Source organism: Caulobacter sp. GW822-FHT07D08 (assembly GCF_058798735.1).
Genome location: NZ_JBXAKU010000003.1, coordinates 146,332 through 163,607, shown reverse-complemented (window position 1 = coordinate 163,607; position 17,276 = coordinate 146,332). Strand labels below are relative to the sequence as shown.

Below are 17,276 nucleotides of genomic sequence, written 5' to 3'. Positions count from 1 at the left end.
AGGGTCACACCGTCGCCGGATCAATCCTCCAGCGGAACGCCGTAGAGCTCCAGCCGGTGGTCGATCAGCTTGTAGCCCAGCTTGCGGGCGATGGCGTTCTGCAGGGCCTCGATCTCCTCGTCCACGAATTCGACGACCTTGCCGGTCTTCATGTCGATCAGGTGGTCATGGTGATGATCGGGCGTCTCTTCGTAGCGCGAGCGACCGTCACGGAAGTCGTGGCGCTCGATGATGCCGCTTTCCTCGAACAGGCGGACCGTACGGTAGACCGTGGCGATCGAGATGTGCGGGTCGATGGCGTGGGCCCGGCGGTGCAGTTCCTCGACGTCCGGGTGGTCGTCGGCCGACGACAGCACGCGCGCGATCACGCGGCGCTGGTCCGTCATGCGCATGCCCTTTTCGATACAGGCCTTTTCGAGTCGATCCACGGCGGAGCTCCGTCTTGAGTCGCGGCAAGATAGGCGGTCGGCCCTTAAGTGTTAAGCGCCCGCCGCATGACAAGCGCGTCCTTGGCCCCATCCGGGTGGGGATAATAGCCCTTGCGCAGGCCGACCTTGGCGAAACCGGTCGTCTGGTAGAGGGCGATGGCCGCCAGATTGTCCGTGGCGACCTCCAGGAACATCGCCTCGGCCCCCGTCTCGGCGGCGATTCCGGCGGCGATTTCCACCAGCGCCGCGCCCCAGCCGCGACGGCGGGCGGCCGGATCGACGGCGATGGTCAGGATCTCGGCCTCGCCGGCGATCGAGCGGCACAGGATGAAGCCCTTGCTTTCGGCCGGCTCACCGGCCTCGCCCAGAACGGCGAAAGCGCCGGGGGATTTCAAAAGGTCGTCGAACTCCGGCGCCGTCCAGGGCCGGTCGAAGGCCTTGTCGTGGAGATCGGCGAGATCGAAAGCGGCTTCGGAGCCGACGGGACGCAGGTTCATGATTGGGCGGCCGGCAAGGTCGCGTAGGGCGCGCGCAGATAGAGCGGCCGGGGCGAATGGCTCGGCGTGGGCTTGGCGGCGGCCAGGCGTGCGACGGCGACGGGATCCGGCGCGGCCAGGGTCAGCACGGTGACGCCGCTCAGCGTGTCGGCCAGCAGCGGCGCGCCGGAGCCGACCAAGGTCGCGGGGCCGCCGGAATAGAGCTCGGCCAGGCGCGCGGCGGCCTCGCCAAGGCCCAGGGCGTCCGGCGCCATCAGCGAGGCGCCGTCGGCGAAGACCTGGATATAGACCTGGTTCATCCGCGCGTCGATGACGGCGGCGACGAAGCCCTTGTGGCCGAACGCCAGACTCTCCAGCGTGTTGACGCCGACACACGGGATCGACAGCGCCGTGGCCAGGCCCTTGGCGAAGGCCAGGCCCACGCGCAGTCCGGTGAACGAGCCGGGGCCGACCGTCACGCCGATGCGGGTCAGATCCGTAAAGGCCACGCCGGCCTCGGCGGCCGCCTCGCGCGCCAGGACGCCGATCCGCTCCTGATGGCCGCGGGTCATGGGCTCGCTTCGGGCGGCCAGCACGCGCTCGCCGTCCAGCACGGCGACCGAGCTGGCGCCGAGACAGGTGTCAATCGACAGGATCATGGATCAGCCGGCGCCGACGACCGCGCCTTCGGCCGGACGCCAGATGAACGCATTCAGCTGACCCTTGGCCTTCAGGGTCGCCTCGGGCGGCACGGCCTTGCCGGTGTAGCCGGGGACGCCGAACACGTAGGAGACGTTCGGGGCCTCGGGACGGACGCAGATCGTCTGGTTGATCTCGCGGCCTTCGCCGGCCCGGCACTGGTCGACGGTGAAGCCGAGGCCGGCCCACTTGGCCAGGAGCTGCTCGTCCTTGGGGCCCCGTGCATCGCCGGCGTCGACCCGGACATAGGCGATCTCGGCCTCGTCGTTCTTGCCGATCTCGGCCAAGGGCGTGTTGTCCTGCTCGACAGTGATGATCGGCTGGGCTGGGCCTTCGCCGAAGTGCATGAAGGCCTGCTCGACCTTGGCCTTGGGGAACAGCACCTTCAACGTGGCCAGATCGAAGGCGACCGAGCTGTTGATCGGACCGACACCGTCGTTGCCGACTTTCAGCGGGCCGCCGGCATAGGGCGCGATGGCGACACGCACGGGGGCTTTCGCGCCAGTCTCGGCGGCGGGCGTCGCGCCAGGAGCGGGCTGAGTCTCGTCCTTCTTGGCCGGCCCGCAGGCGGCGAGCAGCACGAGCGGTAGGGCGAGGAGGGTGTGGCGGAGGGTCATGCGGGCGTTTTAACCCGACGCCCCTCCGCCGTCACCCAACCTGTCGGCAAAGCCGACAGGAGGCTGTCACTTCAAAGTCAAAGAATCTTCGCCGCCTCGTCGAAGGCGAGACGCGGATTGCGCGGGAACAGGCCCTCGTCCGTGCCGTGGCCGATCGAGACGATGAAGTTGCTCTTGATGTTCGTGCCCGCGAAGAACTCGGCGTCGACGCCGGCGTTGTCGAAGCCTGACATCGGACCGGCGTCCAGGCCAAGGGCTCTCGCGCCCAGGATCAGATAGCCGCCCTGCAGCGAGCTGTTGCGCAGCGCGCCCCACTCACGGGCCGTCATGTCGCTGAACCAGTCCTTGGCGCCCGGGGCGTGCGGGAACAGCTTCGGCAGGGTTTCCGGGAAATCGAGGTCGTAGCCGACGATCACCGTCACCGGCGCCTGCAGGATCTTCGGCGCGTTCGAGCCCGACGCGAGCTTGGCCAGGCGCTCCTTGGCCTCCGGCGAGGTCAGGAAATAGAAGCGGGCCGGGCTGGCGTTGGCGGCTGTCGGGCCGAACTTCACCAGCTCGTACAGCGCGTGCAGCGTCTCTTCCGGCAGGGGGGTCGGGTCCCAGCCGTTGCGGGTGCGGGCTTCGGTGAACAGCTGGGCGAGCGCGCCGTCTTCGAGCTTGGCCATGATCGATCCTTCGGGAGGCTATCTGTAACTCTATGGGTTACGATATAGCCGCCCACGCGACGGGATCAACCCTTCGCGCTCAGAGCGTCTGCTCGACCCGGGTCACTTCCGGCACATAGTGCTTGAGCATGTTCTCGACGCCGGCCTTCAGGGTCGCCGACGAGGACGGGCAGCCCGAGCAGGCGCCGCGCATGTGCAGCCAGACCACGCCGGTCTGCGGCTCGAAGCGCGAGAAGACGATGTCGCCGCCGTCCTGGGCCACGGCGGGACGGATGCGGGTGTCGAGCAGTTCCTTGATCTCGGCGACGATCTGCGAGGTCTCCTCGTCATAGACGCCGTCCTCGTCGTGGCCGCCACCACCATTGGCGCTCTGGTCGAGCAGGACCGGCCGACCGCTGGTGAAGTGGTCCATGATGGCCGCCAGGATCGGCGCCTTCAGGTGCGGCCACTGGGCGTCCTCGCCCTTGGTCACGGTCAGGAAATCGGGACCGAAGAACACCCGCGTCACGTCGCCCAGGTCGAACAGGGCCTTGGCCAACGGCGAGACATCGCCCTCTTCCGGGGTGCGGAATTCTCGCGCGCCCCCGCCTGAAGTATTTGAGCCCAGCACTTCGCGGCCGGGCAGGAACTTCAGGACCTCGGGGTTCGGGGTGGTTTCGGTCTGAATGAACATGACTCTGAAATGGACCTCGCGAGGTCGTGACGCAAGACCGGCCGCCGCGTTCACAAGACCGTAGACCGGCGAATTTTAAAAGTGACACAGGCGTCATTTTCTGGCGGTATGGCGGAATAACAATGGTCCGCGGGAGGATCCTGAAGATGAGCGATGGTTCGGTTGACCTGAAGGAAGCCGCGCGGGCTGAAGCCTACGCGATGCCCCTGGAAGACATCCACGTGGCCAGCCCGGCCCTGTTCCAGGCCGACGCCATGTGGCCCTATTTCGAGCGGCTGCGGAAAGAAGACCCCGTCCACTATTCCAAGGGCGACGAGGAGACAGGCCCCTACTGGTCGATCACCCGCTACAACGACATCATGACCGTCGACACGACCCATCAGGTCTTCTCGTCGGACGCGCACCTGGGCGGCATCACCATCCGCGACTTCGACGAGGACTTCGTCCTGCCGATGTTCATCGCCATGGACCAGCCCAAGCACGACATCCAGCGCAAGACGGTCAGCCCGATCGTCTCGCCGCAGAACCTGGGCCGGCTGGAAGGCGTCATCCGCGAACGGGTCTGCCAGATCCTCGACAACCTGCCGATCGACGAGCCGTTCGACTGGGTCGACAAGGTCTCGATCGAGCTGACCACCCAGATGCTGGCCACTCTGTTCGACTTCCCCTGGGAAGAGCGCCGCAAGCTGACCCGCTGGTCGGACGTGGCCACCGCCTCGCCCGAGAGCGGCATCATCGAGAGCGAGGACGCCCGCCGCGCCGAACTGCTGGAGTGCCTGGGCTACTTCACCAATCTGTGGAACGAGCGGGTCAACCAGACCGAGCCGGGCAACGACCTGATCTCGATGCTGGCTCACGGCGAGGCCACCCGCGACATGCCGCCGATGGAGTATCTGGGCAACGTCATCCTGCTGATTGTCGGCGGCAACGACACGACCCGCAACTCGCTGACCGGCGGTCTCTACGCCCTGTCCAAGAATCCGCAGGAAGAGGCCAAGCTGCGCGCCGACCCCAGCCTGATCCCGAACATGGTCTCGGAGATCATTCGCTGGCAGACCCCGCTGGCCCACATGCGCCGCACGGCGCTGGAGGACTACGAGCTGGGCGGCAAGACCATCAAGAAGGGCGACAAGGTCGTCATGTGGTACGTCTCGGGCAACCGCGACGACACGGTGATCGAGAACGCCGACGCCTTCATCATCGACCGGCCCAGCGCCCGCCGTCACCTGTCGTTCGGCTTCGGCATCCACCGCTGCGTCGGCAATCGCCTGGCCGAGATGCAGCTGAAGATCGTCTGGGAAGAGATCCTCAAGCGCTTCCCCCGGATCGAGGTGCTGGAAGAGCCCAAGCGAGTCTATTCGACCTTCGTGAAGGGCTACGAGCGGATGATGGTGCGGATCCCGGAGCGGCTTTAGCCGGCCGCCGCGCACCTAAGGCCTGTCCCGTTTAGCGGAGCCGCCTAACGGGACGAAAGGCTATAGAATCAAATATTTATATCCCTTTAGCTTTAGGTGACGCCACCTGAAGCTAAAGGGCTCCAGGCGCTATTTCACGCAGGTTTTGGGCGACACGGCCTGACGCTCCAGGCCCGCCAGCATGGCCAGCGCCTCGGCCTTGGCGACCGGATGCAAGGCGCCGCGCCCCTCCGCGACCTGGTAGTCGCAATCGAGAAGCTCGAACGGCGGCTTCTCGTCGGTCGCATGCCGCTCCACCAGCATCCGGTCGGCGGAGATCCAGACCGAGCTCACGTCGGTCACCAGGGTCTGGCGGTCGGGCGACCGGAGCCAGGTCTCGCCCTTGCCGCCGACCGAGACCTGGTAGCCATTCGGCAGGACCTGCTTGCTGGGCATCATCGAGCCGACCATCGAGGCGATGAACAGCCCGACCACGACCAGGACGATCAGGAAGATTATCTTCTGCCGGCTCACGGGGTCTCCAGACGTCATGTCTCGCGCGGGGGTGCGCTCTCAGGTCGCGGAGCTATCGCGTTAACGCGGCGTTGACCATACTCGCCGAACCTCTGTTAACCATGTTACAGTTCGCGTCATGAGCAACGTTCGCCCGGCCGGCTGGCCGTCCGTCCCGTCGAAACCCGCTTCCGCCCCCGCTACGGGTCCGGCGGCGCAGACACGCGCGGCGTTCTTCCAGCAGGCCCTGGGCGACGCGGCCCCGACCCGTCCGGCCGTCGCGCCGTCGACGGTGCAGATGCAGACCATGGCCCAGCCGCAACAGCGCCAGGCGCCGCAGAAGCCGTTCGTGCAGCCGGACGCCCAGCCCACGAGGATCCTGCGCCCCGGCTCGCTGCTGAATATCGTGGTCTAGCCCAGAGAGGCTCAGGCCGCCTTCTTCGCGGCCTTGTCCTTCTTGGGCTTCTTGTCCTTCTTGGGTTTTTCGGCCTTCGGCTTCTTGGCCTTGGGCTCCGGTTCGGCCGGGTGCAGCTCGGCGCCGGCCATGTCCGACAGCAGATCCAGGAAGCCCTCGCGCTTGCCGGGCTTCAGCAGGGCCAGGATACGCGCGTCGGCCATGCCGACCATCGGACGGATGGCCTCCAGGGCCTCGCGGCCGGCGTCGGTCAGGCGGACGCTGTTGGCGCGGGCGTCCTCGCTGGAGCGCTGGCGCTCCAGGTGACCCTTGGTGATCATGCGGGCGACCATGTCGGCCAGGGTCGAGCGGTCGATGCCGGTGGCGCGGACCAGGGCCGTCTGGGTGACGCCCTCGTTCTCGGCCACGGCGGCCAGCACGGCGAACTGGCGCTGGGTGACCCCGGCCTCGCCGCACTCCTCGGCGTAGATGTCGAGCGCCAGTTGCAGGACCCGGTGAAGCAGGTGGCTGGGCGAGCGCTCCAGGAGACCCCCGACCGTCTTTTCGCCCTTGCTCTTGGCCATGCTCGCGCCCCGTTTCCGCAGGCCGTGCTCGGCCGACGGACGAACGGTAGCACCTTTACACGTCGATTTGACGACAACGGTCCGTGGACGGCGGAAACGGCGCCTCTAGAAACCGGCGTCCGGCGGCTCGACCGCGGCCGGCTCGTCGCCCTTGGCCATGTGTTTCATCATGAACGGCACCTGGGTGGCGACGAACACAAGCGCCAAAGGCAAGAGACCAAGGCGGAACTTCACCCAGGTGTCGGTGTCCTGGGTATTGCGGACGATCTCGTTCAACAGAGCCACGACGCCGAAATAGCCGCCGTAGCGCAGGGTCAGGGTGCGCCAGGCCGCGTCGGACAGGTGCAGGGCCTCGCCCATGATCAGCTTCAGCGGCTGGCGGCCGGTGAAGACGCCGCCGAACAGGAAGCCGGCCAGGGCCAGGTTGATCACCGTGACCTTGATCTTCACGAACACGTCGGAGTGGAAGATCAGGCCCAGCGCGCCGAAAATCAGCGCCATCCCGCCGAAGAACAGCGGCAGCAGGGCCAGGCGCCGCTCGACCGCGAAGCCGATGGCCAGGGCCGCGGCCGAGGCGGCGACCAACACCCAGGTGGCCTTCTGGAAATCCTTGGTGACGAAATAGGCGACGCCGAAGGCAATGGCCGCGCCGTAGTCGACGACCGTCCGGACCCAGCCGTTGCTCTTCTTCGGAGTCTCTGCGGACGCTTCGCTCACGGATCAGTCCTTCAGGCCGACGAGGGAGCGCGAAAAGGCGCGGGCGTCGAACGGTTGCAGGTCTTCCACGCCCTCGCCGACGCCGATCAGCTTGATCGGGCTGTCGGAGGCGCGCGCCACCGGCACCAGCACCCCGCCGCGCGCGGTGCCGTCCAGCTTGGTCATGACAATCCCGGACACGCCAACCTGGTTGCCGAAGATCTTCTCCTGGGCCAGGGCGTTGCGGCCGACCGTGGCGTCCAGCACCAGCAGGGTCTCGTGCGGATAGTCGGGATCGACCTTCTTCACGACACGGATGACCTTGAGCAGCTCGTCCATCAGGCCCTGCTTGTTCTGCAGGCGGCCGGCGGTGTCGATCAGCACCACGTCGTAGTGCTCGGCCTTGGCGCGCTCGACGGCCTCGTAGGCCAGGGCGGCGGCGTCGGAGCCGGTGGGCTTGGACATGAAGTCGGCCCCGGCCCGATCGGCCCAGACCTTCAGTTGCTCGACGGCGGCGGCGCGGAAGGTGTCGCCGGCGGCGATCAGGACGCGGGCGCCCTTCTCGGTCAGGTCGGCGGCGATCTTGCCCAGGGTGGTGGTCTTGCCCGAACCATTGACGCCGATGAACAGCACCACATAGGGGCGCGGACCGCTCAGCGGGTCGAAATCGCCCTGGCGATCGGCCAGCTCGGCGGCGATCAACTCGGCCAGGGCTTCCTTGACCTCGTCGTCGGTCGACGACTTGCCGAAGCGCGACTTGCCGAAGGCCTCGGTGATGCGGGCGGCGATCTGCGGACCGAGATCGGCCTCGATCAGCATCTCTTCCAGCGCGTCCAGCTGTTCCTGGTCCAAGGGCTTCTTGGTGAAGACCCCGGTGACCTGGTCCGTCATCTGCTGGGACGACCGGGTCAGGCCGGACGTCAGGCGCTGGAACCAGCCTTTTTTCTGTTCGGGCTTCTCGCTCATCCGCGCCCCTTTAGTGGAACGGGCGAAAGTGTAAATCAGAGATTACCGGCGCGAGGTTAGCGCGGTCGCGCAACGCGTGCGAAGAAAGGGCATGGACTTGCAACTTGACCCACTGGGCGCGGCGCTTTTCTGGCTCGACTACGCCGCCGTGGCCGTTTTCGGGGCAACGGGCGCCCTCGCGGCCGCCCGACGCAAGCATGACATCATCACCTTCGGATTCTTCGCCGCCATCACCGGCGTGGGCGGCGGCACCCTGCGCGACCTGCTGATCGGCGCGCCGGTCTTCTGGGTGCAGCGGCCGGGCTACATCATCGCCTGCCTGGCGGCCGCCACGGTGGTCTGGCTGCTGGGCAAACGCGGATGGCGGTTCCGCGCCCTCCTCTGGCTCGACGCTCTGGGCATGGCCGCCTACGCCGTGGTCGGCACCGCCAAGGCCCTGGGCCTGGGCGTCCACCCGTTCAGCGCCGTGGTCATGGGCGTGCTGACCACCGCCTTCGGCGGCGTGATCCGCGACGTCCTGGCCGAGGAGCCGAACCTGCTGCTGCGCCGCGAGATCTACATCACCGCCGCCTTGCTGGGGGCGAGCGTGTTCGCGGTGCTGCAGCTGCTGGGCGCGCCGTTCTGGCCGGCGGGCGTCACGGGGTTCGTCGCCGCGTTCGGGCTGCGGGCCTGCGCGATCAAGTTCGGCTGGAGCCTGCCAGGCTTCGCGGGAGAAGAAGAGGCCCGCGACGCCTGACCTCTGGCGGCCTCGACCGCCTGACCTGAAGCAGGATGTCCCTACCCCTTCGGAGTCAGCCTGAAGGTGACCTTGTAGCCGTTGTGATCGGACAGCACCGGCTCGTCCGCGCCATCGAAGGTGGCCTCGACCGCTCTGGGCGTGACCTCGACCGCGTCGCCGCCCAGGAAGCCGATCAGGTCCTGGGTGTTCAGCCACGGCGCCTCGCCCGTGTAGGAGATCTGGGTGTCGCACGCGCCCGGGTTCTCGTGGCACCAGCGGCTGACCACCACGAAGGGGTAGTCGCTCATCATCTTGTCGAAGCGGTCGGGCGAGCGGCGGACATTGAAGTCGCCGCCGACGATCAGCGGCGCGCCGGGCGTGCGGCTGGCCTGCAGGAACCGGCCCAGCTCCTGGGTCTGCAGGGCGTGGGCCTCGTTGTAGCGCTTGCGCGGCACCTTCGAAGCCCCGTGCGAATTCATGTGGGTGTCGGCGATCTCGACCGAGGTCGGCAGGCCGGCGACCTGGATCGAGACCAGCATCACCCCCTTGTTGGCCAGGCAATCCAGGCCCGCGCAGTAACGGTAGGCGTGCGACTTGACCCAGTCGATCGGATGGTTGGACAGCACCCACAGGCCGCTGGAGCCCCACTTGCCCCAGCCCTCGCCCTGGCGGCGATACTTCACGCGCCGGTAGTCGGTCTTCTCGCTCTTCAGGTAATTCTCGTCGCGCTGACCCTTGCGCGGCCCCCGCGCGACGTACGGATAGCCGCTCTCGTCGATCAGATCCCAGGTCTCGTCGCGAAAGCCCTCCTGGATCAGGACGACGTCCGGCTCCTTGCCCTTGGCGCGCATGGCGGCCAGCTCGTGGCCGATCTGCTTCAGCGCCGTCCCGCGACCCTTGCGGACCAGCGAGGGCAGGCCCTCGATATTGTAGGTCATGACGCTGAGCGTCACCGGCTTGGGCTCGTCGGCGCGCGCCGGCGCGGCCGTCAGCAGGCAAAGCGCCAGAAGGGCCCAGGCTGACCGGATCAGTTTGCACGCTCCGCTATGACGTGAGCCCCGTCATGGCCGGTGATCGTGAAGGTTACAATCTCGCCCAGCGGCGCGGCGCCGGTGAAGCGGATCTCGGTGAAGTCGTCGGCGCGGGCGACGCCTTCCCGTTCGACCAAGCCCGGCAGGGTGCGGCCGATCTGGCGTTGCAGGTGGCGCTCCAGGCCGCGCTGGCCGGCTTCGCGCAGGCGCTTGGCGCGCGCCTTGATCAGCGGACCCTTCACCGGCGGCATCCGCGCGGCCGGGGTGCCGGGGCGGGCGCTGTAGGGGAAGACGTGCAGGAAGGCCAGACCCGCCTCCTCGACCAGGTCCAGCGTGTTCTGGAACGCCTCTTCGGTCTCGGTGGGGAAACCGGCGATCAGGTCGGCGCCGAAGGCGGTGTCCGGACGCACGCGGCGCACCTCGGCCACCAGCTTCAGCGCGTCCTCCCGACTGTGGCGGCGCTTCATGCGCTTGAGGATCATATTGTCGCCCGCCTGCAAGCTGAGGTGCAGGTACGGCATCAGACGCGGCTCGGTCTCGAGCAGCTTGAACAGGTCAGGATCGATCTCGGCCGCGTCGATCGACGAGAGCCGCAGCCTGGGCAGGTCCGGGACCATGCGCAGGATGCGGCCGACCAGTTGGCCCAGGGTCGGCTGGCCCGGCAGATCCGCGCCCCACGAGGTGACGTCGACGCCGGTCAGCACCACCTCGCGATAGCCCTCGGCGGCCAGCTTGCGAACCTGCTCGACGACCTCGCCGGCCGGCGCCGAGCGCGAATTGCCGCGACCATAGGGGATGATGCAGAAGGTGCAGCGGTGATCGCAGCCGTTCTGGACCTCGACATAGGCCCGGGCGCGATCCTTCAGGCCGTCGATCAGGTGACCGGCGGTCTCCTTGATCGACATGATGTCGTTGACCCGCACCCGGGCGGTCGTGTCCGTCATCGCGCCCGGCGCGGCCTTTTCGGCGTTGCCCAGCACGAGGTCGACTTCGGGCATGGCGGCGAAGGCGGCCGGATCGACCTGGGCGGCGCAGCCGGTGACGATGATCCGCGCGCCCGGCCGCTCGCGGCGCGCCTTGCGGATCGCCTGACGGGCCTGACGCACGGCCTCGTTGGTCACGGCGCAGGTGTTGAACACCACCGCGTCGGACAGACCGTCGGCGGCGGCGCGGGCTCGCATGGCCTCGCTCTCATAGGCGTTCAGGCGGCAGCCGAAGGTGACGACGTCGACGCCGTCCGGGCCAGACATGGTCGTGGCTGGACCGCCCTCCTCGCCCGCTTCCGGCCTGGGCTTCGGCGTCGCCTTGATGACGGTGTAGGTGGTCATGACCTCAAGCCGCGACCCGCTCCGGCAGCTTGCCGGCGAAATCCATGCTGACCGGGCCGGTCATGATCACGTGACCGTCGCTCTCGCGCCATTCGATGACCAGCGAGCCGGTCTCGAACTGGACGCGCGCCTTGCGGTCGGTCAGGCCGCGACGCACGGCGGCGACCTGGGCCGCGCAGGCGCCGGTGCCACAAGCGGCGGTCAGGCCCGCGCCCCGTTCCCAGACCTTAAGCTGGATATGATCGCGCGCCGCGATGTGTGCAAAGCCGACATTGACGCCTTCCGGGAACAGCGGGTGATGCTCGACCAGCGAGCCCGTGCCCGTGGCGAAGGCGTCGCTGACCGGGGCGTCGACGAAGAACACCACGTGCGGATTGCCCATCGAGACGCAGACCGGCGTATGCACCAGCGGCGCGTCGATCGGACCGACCTGCAGCTCGACCCGCTCGGTGTTCATCTCTTCGGACAGTGGAATCTGCGTCCAGTCCAGGCCCGGGACCCCCATGTCGACCGTCACCAGCTTCTCGCCCGCCGCGACGCCAGACAGGCGGCCCGCCACGGTGTCGAACGCCACGGCGTCCTTGCCGGACGACTGCATCAAGAGCCACGCCACGCAGCGGGCGCCGTTGCCGCAGGCGCCGGTCTCCTCGCCATCCGAATTCCAGAAGCGCACATAGGCCGACGCGCCCTCCGCCTTCGGCGGATCGATGGCGATGACCTGATCGCAGCCCACGCCGCCGTCTCCCCGTTTGGCGATCGCGCGGATCTCCTCGGGGGTCGGTTCAAAGGACTGGGTCTGGGTCTCGATGACGACGAAGTCGTTGCCCAGCCCGTTCATCTTCAGGAAGGTGCGGCTCATAGCCGGGCTATATAGTGGAAAGCAGAGCGAAATGCACCGCGACGAACAGGACCACGCCGGCCTTCGCCTGCGCGCGCGATTGCGGGCCCTCTATCACGGCGCCTCGCCGGTCGCGGTGCGGTTCCGCTACGGGATCATCCTGATCGACCTGGCGATCATCGCTTTCTTCATCGCCGCCCCGCTGATGCAGCGGCACGGCCTGACCTTCTATCTGATCGACTACGGGGTGGCGGCCTTCCTGGCGCTGGACCTGAGCGCCCGCGCCGTTGCGCACGGGGACATCAAGTCCTGGCTCAGGAAGCCGATCGTCTGGCTGGACCTGTTCGTGCTGGCCACCCTGCTGTTTCCCGCCTGGCTGTTCAACTTCGGCTTCCTGCGGGTGCTGCGCCTGTGGACCCTGATCCACAGCGAGTTCTTCTGGCGCACGGTCGGACGGCGCTACGACGACACCCGGATCGAGGACATCACCCGGGCGGCCAGCTCGCTGGTCACCTTCGTCTTCGTGGTCACGGGCTTCGTTTATTCCAGCTTCGCCGGCCGCCACGACGGGATCGGCGGGTATGTCGACGCGCTCTATTTCACCGTCACCAGCCTGACGACCACCGGCTATGGCGACGTCACCCTGCCGGGCGTGTGGGGCAAGCTGTTGTCGATGGCGGTGATGCTGGGCGGCGTGTCGCTGTTCATCGGCCTGATCCAGTCGATCCTGCGGCCGCACAAGGTCGTCTATCAGTGCCACGCCTGCGGCCTGCGCCGGCACGATCCGGACGCCGTCCACTGCAAGGCCTGCGGTGTCCTGCTGAACATTCCGGACGACGGGGCGTGATCGGCTCGGCCTAGCTCTGGCGCGGGGGAAATTTTCCGATACCGTCCCGCGCCATGACCCTGCTCCGCACCTGCTCGGCGATCGCCCTGGCCTTCGCCCTCGCCGCTCCCGCCCTCGCCCAGGACGCCGATCCGCACCTGGCGCTGGAGGCGGTGGAAAGCCCCGACTCCCTGGCCTGGGTGAAGACCCAGAACGACAAGACCTTGCCGGTCCTGTCGGGCGACCCGCGCTATGCGGGCCTGCAGAACCAGGCGCTGAAGATCCTGTCGACCAAGGACCGGATCGCCATGCCGACCTTCATCGGCAAGACGGTGTTCAACTTCTGGCAGGACGAGACCCATGTGCGCGGCGTCTGGAGGCGCACAAGCCTGGAGTCCTACAAGACCGCCGCCCCGCAGTGGGAAACGGTCATCGACCTGGACGCCCTGGCCAAGGCCGAGGGCAAGAACTGGATCTGGAAAGGCGCCGACTGCCGTCCAAAGACCCACGACCGCTGCCTGGTGAACCTGTCGAACGGCGGCAAGGACGCGGTCACGGTCCGCGAGTTCGACCTGACCACCAAGAGCTTCGTCGACCCCGGCGCGGGCGGCTTCGTGCTGCCCGAGAGCAAGCAGTCGATCGAGTGGCTGGACCCCGACACCCTGATCCTGACCCGCGACTGGGGTGAAGGCACGACCACGAAGAGCGGCTACGGCTTCGTCATCAAGACCCTGAAGCGCGGCCAGGCCCTGGACCAGGCGGTCGAGGTCTATCGCGGCCAGGCGGCCGACGTCTCCGCGCGGCCGAACGTGCTGCGCGACGCGGCTGGAAATCGGGTCGTGCTGATCTCGCGCGCCACCGACTTCTTCCACGACGAGACCTATCTGTGGGACGGCGCCAAGGTTGTTCCCCTGCCCTTGCCGCAGAAGCTGAGCGTGCGTGGCCTTCTGGCCGGCAAGCTGATCGTCAAGACCGAGGAGCCCTGGACCGTCACGGTGGCCAACACGCCCCGGACCTATCCGGCCGGCTCGATCGTCGCCGTGTCGCTGAAGGTCCTGGTTCCGTCGACCGATAACACGCTGGTCATCAGCAATGACTGTGATCCCTGCCAGCTCCTGGCCCCGGGTCCGCGCCAGTCGATCGACCAACTCACCGTCACCGACAACCGCGTCGTCGCCGTGGTCTACGACAATGTGCGCGGCAGTCTGGTCAGCTTGCGGTTGCGCGGCGAATTCGGCGTCACCTCCCAGCCCCTGCCGGTGATCGACAACGCCTCGGTGGCCCTGGTCTCGCATTCCGACGAAGGCGACGACGTCTTTTACACCAACGAGGGCTTCCTGACGCCGACCGAGCTGAAGCTGGCCGACGCCACCGGGACCACCGCCCAGACGATCAAGGCCCTGCCCGCCCAGTTCGAGACCAAGGACCTGGTGGTCGAGCAGAAATCGGCGACCTCGAAGGACGGCACGGCCATCCCCTACTTCCTGGTCCACAAGAAGGGCTGGAAGCTGGACGGCCAGAACCCCACCCTGCTGCACGCCTATGGCGGCTTCAACCTCTCCAAGCTGCCCGTCTACGACCCCCTGATCGGCAAGCTGTGGCTGGAACGCGGCGGCGCCTACGCCGTGGCCAATATCCGGGGCGGCGGCGAGTTCGGACCGGCCTGGCACGAGGCGGCGCTGAAGGCCAACCGCCAGCGGGCCTATGACGACTATTTCGCGGTCGCTGAGACGCTGATCGCCGCCAAGGCGACCACGCCGCGCCACCTGGGCGCCTATGGCCGCTCGAACGGCGGCCTGCTGATGGGCGTCGCCCTGACCGAACGTCCGGACCTGTGGAACGCGGTGGTGGTCGAGAGCCCGCTGCTGGACATGATCCGCTACACCTACCTGCCGGCCGGGGCCTCGTGGATCGGCGAGTATGGCGACCCGGCCATCCCCGCCGAGCGCGCCTGGATCGAGAAGTACAGCCCGTACCAGAACCTGAAGGCGGGCGTGAAATACCCGCTGGCCTACATCACCACCTCGACCAAGGACGACCGCGTCCATCCGGGCCACGCCCGTAAGTTCGCCGCCAGGATGGACGATCTGGGGGTCGACCACCTCTATTTCGAGAACACCGACGGCGGGCACGCCAATGGCGCCGACCCCAAGAACAACGCCCGCCGCTGGGCGCTGCACTACACCTACCTGTCGCGCCAGCTGATGGATCACTAAGTGGGTAAGCTGCTGACCGTTCTCATGGCCTCCACGAGTTTGATGACCATAACCCCCGCGATCGCCGCCGAAACCGACAAGCCCAAGGCCGCCGAAGAAGCCCGAACCCCGCTGACCGAGCTGGGCAAGAACGATCCCTATCTCTGGATGGAGGAGATCGAAGGGACTCGCGCCATGGACTGGGCCAAGGCCCAGAACGCCAGGACGCTGCCGGTGCTGCAGGGCGACAAGCGCTATGCGGACCTGGAGGCCAAGGCCCTGGCGATCCTGAACGCCAAGGACCGCGTGCCCGGCGTTTCGTTCGCCGGCGACGGCTCCCTGCGCAACTTCTGGCAGGACGCCGACCATGTGCGCGGCGTCTGGCGCCAGACCACGCTGGAGAGCTATCGCACCGAGACGCCGGCCTGGGAGACGATCCTCGACATCGACGCCCTGTCCAAGGCCGAGAACGCCAACTGGGTGTTCAAGGGGGCCTCGTGCCTGCCGCCCGAGGACACGCGCTGCCTCGTGACCCTGTCGGATGGCGGCAAGGACGCCGTGACGGTCCGCGAATTCGACACGGCGACCAAGAGCTTCGTCCCGGGTGGGTTCACCCTGCCCGAGGGCAAGCAGAACTACACCTGGCTCGACAAGGACACCCTGCTGGTCGGCCGCGAGTGGAAACCCGGCGAGCTGACCAAGTCCGGCTACGCCTATGTCCTGAAAACCGTGAAGCGCGGCCAGAGCCTGGACCAGGCGGTCGAGGTGTTCCGAGGGGCGGAGACCGACGTCTCGGTCAATCCGTTCGTGCTGCGCGACGCCGACGGCAAGGCCGTGGCGGTGATGGCCGGCAGAGGCGTGACCTTCTTCGAGGCCGAAACCTATCTGCTCGAGGGCGACAAGCCCGTGAAGCTCGATTTGCCGCTGAAGAGCTCGGTCCAGGGCTATGTCGCCGGTCAGATGATCGTGCTGATGGAGCAGGACTGGAAGGGCTTCAAGACCGGCGATCTGGTCAGCTTCGACCTGGCCAGGCTGAAGGCAGCGCCGGACAAAGCGGTGGCAACCCTGGTCCTGCGCCCGACCGCCCGTCAGTCGGTCGAGCAGGTGACCACCACCCGCACCAAGCTGATTGTCGGCCTGCTGGACAACGTCAAGGGCGCGGCGCTGGTGCTGACCCACGGCCCGAAGGGCTGGACGTCGCAGGCCCTGGGCCTGCCGGCCAACAGCGCCATCGGCCTGGGCTCGACCGCCGAGACGGATGAGCGCCTGTTCGTCACCGTCACCGGCTATCTGGCCCCGACCACCTACTGGCTGGCCGACGCCGGCTCGCTGAAGCTGGAGCAGGTCAAGGCCTCGCCGGCCCGTTTCGACGCTTCGACCCACGTGGTCGAGCAGTTCGAGGCGACCAGCACCGACGGCGCCAAGATCCCCTACTTCGTCGTGCGGCCCAAGGGCGTCAAGTACGACGGCCAGGCCCCCACCCTGCTCTACGCCTATGGCGGCTTCCAGGTGCCGCTGACCCCAGGCTATTCGGGCGTGATGGGCAAGCTTTGGCTGGAGCGCGGCGGCACATATGTCGTCGCCAACATCCGCGGCGGCGGCGAGTTCGGCCCGGCCTGGCACGAGGCGGGCCTGAAGGCCAACCGCCAGAAGGTCTATGACGACTTCTTCGCCGTCTCCCAGGACCTGATCACGCGGAAGATCACCTCGCCGCGCCGCCTGGGCATCATGGGCGGCAGCAACGGCGGCCTGCTGATGGGCGTGGCCCTGACCCAGCGGCCCGAGCTCTACAACGCCATCGTCGTTCAGGTGCCGCTGTTCGACATGATCCGTTACAGCCAGATCGGGGCGGGCGCCTCGTGGGTGGGCGAATATGGCGACCCGGCCATCCCGTCCGAGCGGGCGGTGATCGCCAAGTATGACCCCTACTCCAACCTCAAGGCCGGCCAGAAGTACCCCGAGGTGTTCATCGAGACCTCGACCAAGGACGATCGCGTCCACCCGGCCCACGCCCGCAAGGCGGCGGCCAAGCTGGAGGAACTGGGCTATCCGGTGCTCTATTACGAGAACATCGACGGCGGGCACGCGGCCAGCGCCAACCTGGCCGAAACCGCCCGTCGCCAGGCTCTGGAATATGTCTATCTCAGCCGCAAGCTGATGGATTGAGCAAAACGGCGCGGCGTTTCGGATAACGCCGCGCCGTCAACCCAAACGAAAGTTATCGACGCCAAGATG

At 67.4% G+C, this 17,276-nt stretch carries 19 protein-coding genes; 6 read left to right on the top strand and 13 right to left on the bottom strand.

Annotation, left to right across the window (positions count from 1 at the left end):
* Window positions 1-20: 20 nt before the first annotated feature.
* The 6 genes from AC1RJ9_RS07360 to AC1RJ9_RS07335 all read right to left on the bottom strand — a co-directional run bounded on the left by AC1RJ9_RS07360 (window position 21) and on the right by AC1RJ9_RS07335 (window position 3,558).
* Window positions 21-428, bottom strand: a complete 408-nt coding sequence (locus tag AC1RJ9_RS07360; RefSeq protein ID WP_125158899.1) for a Fur family transcriptional regulator — start codon at window positions 426-428, stop codon at window positions 21-23.
* 44 nt (window positions 429-472) lie between these two features.
* The gene (rimI, locus tag AC1RJ9_RS07355) at window positions 473-925 is read right to left on the bottom strand and encodes a ribosomal protein S18-alanine N-acetyltransferase (protein ID WP_492838875.1); all 453 of its coding nucleotides are present in this window, start codon (window positions 923-925) and stop codon (window positions 473-475) included.
* Complete coding sequence (gene tsaB, locus AC1RJ9_RS07350) at window positions 922-1,563, bottom strand: tRNA (adenosine(37)-N6)-threonylcarbamoyltransferase complex dimerization subunit type 1 TsaB (protein WP_492838877.1); 642 nt, start codon at window positions 1,561-1,563, stop codon at window positions 922-924. The genes rimI and tsaB overlap by 4 nt, the downstream gene beginning before the upstream one ends.
* Before the next feature lie 3 nt (window positions 1,564-1,566).
* A complete protein-coding gene (locus tag AC1RJ9_RS07345) occupies window positions 1,567-2,220 on the bottom strand; it encodes a DUF1131 family protein (RefSeq protein WP_492838878.1) in 654 nt (217 codons plus the stop codon).
* 77 nt (window positions 2,221-2,297) lie between these two features.
* A complete protein-coding gene (locus AC1RJ9_RS07340) occupies window positions 2,298-2,885 on the bottom strand; it encodes a malonic semialdehyde reductase (RefSeq protein WP_492838879.1) in 588 nt (195 codons plus the stop codon).
* Between the two features lie 79 nt (window positions 2,886-2,964).
* Entirely contained in the window at window positions 2,965-3,558 is a 594-nt protein-coding gene (locus tag AC1RJ9_RS07335) for a NifU family protein (protein ID WP_492838881.1), read from the bottom strand.
* Window positions 3,559-3,704: 146 nt separating this feature from the next.
* On the opposite strand from AC1RJ9_RS07335, the gene AC1RJ9_RS07330 reads away from it, so the two are divergent.
* Window positions 3,705-4,973, top strand: a complete 1,269-nt coding sequence (locus AC1RJ9_RS07330; protein WP_492838883.1) for a cytochrome P450 — start codon at window positions 3,705-3,707, stop codon at window positions 4,971-4,973.
* Window positions 4,974-5,102: 129 nt separating this feature from the next.
* Here the strand turns inward: AC1RJ9_RS07330 and AC1RJ9_RS07325 are convergent, their stop codons facing one another.
* Window positions 5,103-5,486 carry a hypothetical protein gene (locus AC1RJ9_RS07325; RefSeq protein ID WP_492838885.1) on the bottom strand — a complete coding sequence of 128 codons (384 nt, stop codon included), beginning with the start codon at window positions 5,484-5,486 and terminating at the stop codon, window positions 5,103-5,105.
* Between the two features lie 118 nt (window positions 5,487-5,604).
* On the opposite strand from AC1RJ9_RS07325, the gene AC1RJ9_RS07320 reads away from it, so the two are divergent.
* Window positions 5,605-5,880: a hypothetical protein gene (locus tag AC1RJ9_RS07320; protein ID WP_125158907.1), complete on the top strand. Its 276-nt coding sequence runs from the start codon at window positions 5,605-5,607 to the stop codon at window positions 5,878-5,880.
* A gap of 11 nt (window positions 5,881-5,891) precedes the next feature.
* Here AC1RJ9_RS07320 and AC1RJ9_RS07315 read toward each other — a convergent pair whose 3' ends face one another.
* The 3 genes from AC1RJ9_RS07315 to ftsY all read right to left on the bottom strand — a co-directional run bounded on the left by AC1RJ9_RS07315 (window position 5,892) and on the right by ftsY (window position 8,105).
* Window positions 5,892-6,443, bottom strand: coding sequence for a MarR family winged helix-turn-helix transcriptional regulator (locus tag AC1RJ9_RS07315; RefSeq protein WP_125158908.1), 552 nt, complete (start codon window positions 6,441-6,443; stop codon window positions 5,892-5,894).
* A gap of 105 nt (window positions 6,444-6,548) precedes the next feature.
* Window positions 6,549-7,160: an inner membrane-spanning protein YciB gene (locus AC1RJ9_RS07310; protein ID WP_492838888.1), complete on the bottom strand. Its 612-nt coding sequence runs from the start codon at window positions 7,158-7,160 to the stop codon at window positions 6,549-6,551.
* 3 nt (window positions 7,161-7,163) lie between these two features.
* The gene (gene ftsY, locus AC1RJ9_RS07305) at window positions 7,164-8,105 is read right to left on the bottom strand and encodes a signal recognition particle-docking protein FtsY (RefSeq protein WP_492838890.1); all 942 of its coding nucleotides are present in this window, start codon (window positions 8,103-8,105) and stop codon (window positions 7,164-7,166) included.
* Window positions 8,106-8,196: 91 nt separating this feature from the next.
* On the opposite strand from ftsY, the gene AC1RJ9_RS07300 reads away from it, so the two are divergent.
* Window positions 8,197-8,841 (top strand): trimeric intracellular cation channel family protein, encoded by a 645-nt coding sequence (locus AC1RJ9_RS07300; RefSeq protein ID WP_492838892.1) that lies wholly within the window; start codon window positions 8,197-8,199, stop codon window positions 8,839-8,841.
* 41 nt (window positions 8,842-8,882) lie between these two features.
* Here the strand turns inward: AC1RJ9_RS07300 and AC1RJ9_RS07295 are convergent, their stop codons facing one another.
* The 3 genes from AC1RJ9_RS07295 to dapF form a co-directional block, all read right to left on the bottom strand.
* Entirely contained in the window at window positions 8,883-9,776 is an 894-nt protein-coding gene (locus tag AC1RJ9_RS07295) for an endonuclease/exonuclease/phosphatase family protein (RefSeq protein WP_492838894.1), read from the bottom strand.
* Window positions 9,777-9,850: 74 nt separating this feature from the next.
* The gene (gene mtaB, locus AC1RJ9_RS07290; RefSeq protein ID WP_492838896.1) at window positions 9,851-11,182 is read right to left on the bottom strand and encodes a tRNA (N(6)-L-threonylcarbamoyladenosine(37)-C(2))-methylthiotransferase MtaB; all 1,332 of its coding nucleotides are present in this window, start codon (window positions 11,180-11,182) and stop codon (window positions 9,851-9,853) included.
* A 4-nt stretch (window positions 11,183-11,186) separates the two neighbouring features.
* Window positions 11,187-12,041, bottom strand: a complete 855-nt coding sequence (gene dapF, locus AC1RJ9_RS07285; RefSeq protein ID WP_492838898.1) for a diaminopimelate epimerase — start codon at window positions 12,039-12,041, stop codon at window positions 11,187-11,189.
* A 31-nt stretch (window positions 12,042-12,072) separates the two neighbouring features.
* Here dapF and AC1RJ9_RS07280 point away from each other — a divergent pair, with 31 nt between their 5' ends.
* The 3 genes from AC1RJ9_RS07280 to AC1RJ9_RS07270 are packed head-to-tail and all read left to right on the top strand — an operon-like array spanning window position 12,073 to window position 17,207.
* A complete protein-coding gene (locus AC1RJ9_RS07280) occupies window positions 12,073-12,867 on the top strand; it encodes a potassium channel family protein (RefSeq protein ID WP_492838900.1) in 795 nt (264 codons plus the stop codon).
* A gap of 53 nt (window positions 12,868-12,920) precedes the next feature.
* Window positions 12,921-15,062, top strand: a complete 2,142-nt coding sequence (locus AC1RJ9_RS07275; RefSeq protein WP_492838902.1) for a prolyl oligopeptidase family serine peptidase — start codon at window positions 12,921-12,923, stop codon at window positions 15,060-15,062.
* Window positions 15,063-15,086: 24 nt separating this feature from the next.
* On the top strand, window positions 15,087-17,207 hold the full coding sequence (locus tag AC1RJ9_RS07270) for a prolyl oligopeptidase family serine peptidase (protein WP_492839139.1): 2,121 nt from the start codon (window positions 15,087-15,089) through the stop codon (window positions 17,205-17,207).
* Window positions 17,208-17,276: the final 69 nt, after the last annotated feature.

What these genes read in the sequence shown, in the direction of transcription:
- AC1RJ9_RS07345 (WP_492838878.1), bottom strand. Translation starts at nt 2,220, where the DNA reads ATGACCCTCCGCCACACCCTCCTCGCCCTACCGCTCGTGCTGCTCGCC.
- AC1RJ9_RS07300 (WP_492838892.1), top strand. Translation starts at nt 8,197, where the DNA reads ATGGACTTGCAACTTGACCCACTGGGCGCGGCGCTTTTCTGGCTCGAC.
- AC1RJ9_RS07335 (WP_492838881.1), bottom strand. Translation starts at nt 3,558, where the DNA reads ATGTTCATTCAGACCGAAACCACCCCGAACCCCGAGGTCCTGAAGTTC.
- AC1RJ9_RS07275 (WP_492838902.1), top strand. Translation starts at nt 12,921, where the DNA reads ATGACCCTGCTCCGCACCTGCTCGGCGATCGCCCTGGCCTTCGCCCTC.
- mtaB (WP_492838896.1), bottom strand. Translation starts at nt 11,182, where the DNA reads ATGACCACCTACACCGTCATCAAGGCGACGCCGAAGCCCAGGCCGGAA.
- AC1RJ9_RS07320 (WP_125158907.1), top strand. Translation starts at nt 5,605, where the DNA reads ATGAGCAACGTTCGCCCGGCCGGCTGGCCGTCCGTCCCGTCGAAACCC.
- tsaB (WP_492838877.1), bottom strand. Translation starts at nt 1,563, where the DNA reads ATGATCCTGTCGATTGACACCTGTCTCGGCGCCAGCTCGGTCGCCGTG.
- AC1RJ9_RS07340 (WP_492838879.1), bottom strand. Translation starts at nt 2,885, where the DNA reads ATGGCCAAGCTCGAAGACGGCGCGCTCGCCCAGCTGTTCACCGAAGCC.
- AC1RJ9_RS07280 (WP_492838900.1), top strand. Translation starts at nt 12,073, where the DNA reads ATGCACCGCGACGAACAGGACCACGCCGGCCTTCGCCTGCGCGCGCGA.
- ftsY (WP_492838890.1), bottom strand. Translation starts at nt 8,105, where the DNA reads ATGAGCGAGAAGCCCGAACAGAAAAAAGGCTGGTTCCAGCGCCTGACG.
- dapF (WP_492838898.1), bottom strand. Translation starts at nt 12,041, where the DNA reads ATGAGCCGCACCTTCCTGAAGATGAACGGGCTGGGCAACGACTTCGTC.
- AC1RJ9_RS07315 (WP_125158908.1), bottom strand. Translation starts at nt 6,443, where the DNA reads ATGGCCAAGAGCAAGGGCGAAAAGACGGTCGGGGGTCTCCTGGAGCGC.
- rimI (WP_492838875.1), bottom strand. Translation starts at nt 925, where the DNA reads ATGAACCTGCGTCCCGTCGGCTCCGAAGCCGCTTTCGATCTCGCCGAT.
- AC1RJ9_RS07270 (WP_492839139.1), top strand. Translation starts at nt 15,087, where the DNA reads ATGGCCTCCACGAGTTTGATGACCATAACCCCCGCGATCGCCGCCGAA.
- AC1RJ9_RS07330 (WP_492838883.1), top strand. Translation starts at nt 3,705, where the DNA reads ATGAGCGATGGTTCGGTTGACCTGAAGGAAGCCGCGCGGGCTGAAGCC.